This is a genomic window from Novosphingobium sp. 11B, assembly GCF_054589055.1.
The window spans coordinates 1-2,509 of sequence record NZ_BAAILP010000225.1 but is presented as its reverse complement, the minus strand read 5'-3'; the positions used below and the strand labels follow the sequence as shown (position 1 = coordinate 2,509).

Annotated in this window: 2 protein-coding genes; both read left to right on the top strand. The window is 67.3% G+C overall.

Features of this window, described 5'->3' with window-relative positions; genetic code table 11:
• The first annotated feature begins 122 nt into the window (after positions 1-122).
• Complete coding sequence (guaD, locus tag ACYPYD_RS20230; RefSeq protein ID WP_459665111.1) at positions 123-1,391, top strand: guanine deaminase; 1,269 nt, start codon at positions 123-125, stop codon at positions 1,389-1,391.
• Positions 1,388-2,398: an adenosine deaminase gene (locus ACYPYD_RS20225; protein WP_459665110.1), complete on the top strand. Its 1,011-nt coding sequence runs from the start codon at positions 1,388-1,390 to the stop codon at positions 2,396-2,398. The genes guaD and ACYPYD_RS20225 overlap by 4 nt, the downstream gene beginning before the upstream one ends.
• Positions 2,399-2,509: the final 111 nt, after the last annotated feature.

Here is a 2,509-nt window from a genome sequence, read left to right as displayed (position 1 = left end):
CGTCCCGGACGTGATCCGGGACCGGTGGCAGTCCTTGGGCGCGAAGCATCGGCAAGGCGCCTGGCCGAAAAGTGGGCTGTTCACGGCCAGCGGTCCCGGATCACATCCGGGACGACGCGCGCATGATCCGCGCCTATCGCGCCGAACTGCTCTCGGTCCCGCATGACGCGCCCGATGCCGTGCGCCATGAACCCGACGGCCTGCTCGTCGTCGAGGATGGCGTGGTCATCGCGCGCGGCGCTTACCCGGACCTCGCGGACAAGTATCCCGATGCCGAAATGCTGCCCGGCCTCGTCGTTCCTGGCTTCATCGACGCGCACGTCCATTACCCCCAGACCGACCGCATCGCCTCCTACGGGGAACAGCTTCTCGACTGGCTCGACAAGCACATCTTCCCGGCGGAAAAGGCGTTCGCGGACAAGACCCACGCCGATGCCGTGGCGGCGTTCTTCCTCGACGAACTGCTGCGCAACGGAACCACCAGCGCGCTGGTCTATCCAACCGTCCACGAACAGTCGGTCGATGCCCTGTTCGAGGCCGCGCTGGCGCGGCGAATGCGCATCGTTTCCGGCAAGGTGCTGATGGACCTCGGCCCCGAGGGCCTGCAGGATACCGTCGCTTCGGGACGGGCCGAAACCGAGGCGCTGATCCGGCGCTGGCGCGGGCGGGGCAGACTGGGCTACGCGGTGACCCCGCGTTTCGCGCTCGCCTCCAGCGATGCGCAGCTGGCCGACGCAGGCGCGCTTCTGGCCAAGCATCCCGACGTGCTGATGCACACGCACTTGTCGGAGAACGTCCACGAAGTCGCCGCCGTGGCCGCGCGGTTCCCAGACAGCGCCGACTACCTCGATGCTTACGACCGCTTCGGACTGGTCACGCCGCGTTCGGTCTTCGCACACGGTATCCACTTGTCCGACCGGGCCTGCTCGCGCCTGCACGAGAGCGGCGCGGGCGTGGCGGTCTGCCCTTCGTCCAACCTGTTCCTTGGGTCCGGACACTTCAACTTCGGACAGGCGGACCGGCACGCGCTGCGGCTGGGCCTGGGCACCGACGTCGGGGCGGGGACGTCGTTCTCGATGCTGCGCACGGCGGGCCTCGCCTACCAGGCCGCGCTGGCCCGCGAGGACCGGCTCGATCCGTTCCGCGCGCTCTATCTCGCCACGGCGGGAAGCGCCTCGCTGCTGCACATCGCCGATCGCGTGGGGGCGCTGGAAGTGGGGCAGGAAGCCGACTTCGTCGTGCTCGACAGCGCCGCCACGCCGCTGATGGAGCGACGGACAGAAGGCGCGGACCTTGCCACGCGGCTCTTCGCACTCCAGATCCTCGGCGACGAGCGCGCCATTTCCCGTACTTACCTGCTGGGCGAATGCGCGTACAAAAGGACACCATGACCGATCTTGCCCAGTTCATCGCCGGCCTTCCCAAGGCCGAATTGCACCTCCACATCGAAGGCAGCCTCGAGCCCGAACTGATGTTCGCGCTGGCGCAGCGCAACAATGTCGCCATTCCTTACGCCTCGGTGGAGGAGGTGCGCGCCGCCTACGACTTCTCGAACCTGCAGGATTTTCTCGACATCTATTACGCGGGCGCCGACGTGTTGCGCACCCGCGCGGATTTCCATGACCTCGCGATGGCGTACTTCACGCGCGCTGCGGCGGACGGCGTTGTCCATGCGGAGATCATGTTCGATCCGCAGACCCACACCGATCGCGGCATTCCCTTTGCCGAAGTGATCGAGGGCCTGTTGTCGGCAATGGCGGCGGCCGAGGCCGAATTCGGCCTGACGTCGCAGCTTATTCTCTCGTTCCTGCGCCATTTGCCGGAAGAGGCCGCCTTCGCCACTCTGGAGATGGCCGAGCCCTGGCTGGGCAGGATCACGGCGGTGGGGCTCGACAGTTCGGAAGTCGGCCACCCGCCCGCCAAGTTTGCCCGCGTCTTCGCGGCGGCGCGCGAAAAGGGCCTGAAGATCACCGCCCATGCCGGGGAGGAAGGCCCGCCCGCCTACGTCCACGAGGCGCTGGACCTGCTTGGCGTCGACCGCATCGACCACGGCAACCGCGCGCTGGAGGACGAAGCGCTGGTTGCGCGCCTCGCGGCCGAGGGAATGACGCTGACCGTCTGCCCGCTGTCGAATCTCAAGCTCTGCGTGGTGAAGGACCTTGCCGATCACCCGCTCGACCGCATGCTGGCGGAGGGCTTGAAAGCTACGGTGAATTCCGACGATCCGGCCTATTTCGGCGGCTACGTGGCCGACAACTACCGGGCCGTCGCCGAGGCGCGTGGCCTTTCGCGCGATGACCTGGTGACGCTGGCGCGCAACAGCTTCACCGGCTCTTTCCTGCCGCCGGAGGTGGTCGCACGGCATGTCGAGCGGCTGGAGGCTTACGCCGCAGGGTAACCTGCCGTCGTCCCGGACTTGATCCGGGACCGGTGGCTGTCTTTAGGTGAGAGCTTGCAGCGCGTGCAGCGAAGTGGGCTGTTCATGGCCAGCGGTCCCGGATCAAGTCCG

Excerpts from the sequence above, each read along its gene's own strand:
- guaD (WP_459665111.1), top strand. The coding sequence starts at position 123 with ATGATCCGCGCCTATCGCGCCGAACTGCTCTCGGTCCCGCATGACGCG.
- ACYPYD_RS20225 (WP_459665110.1), top strand. The coding sequence starts at position 1,388 with ATGACCGATCTTGCCCAGTTCATCGCCGGCCTTCCCAAGGCCGAATTG.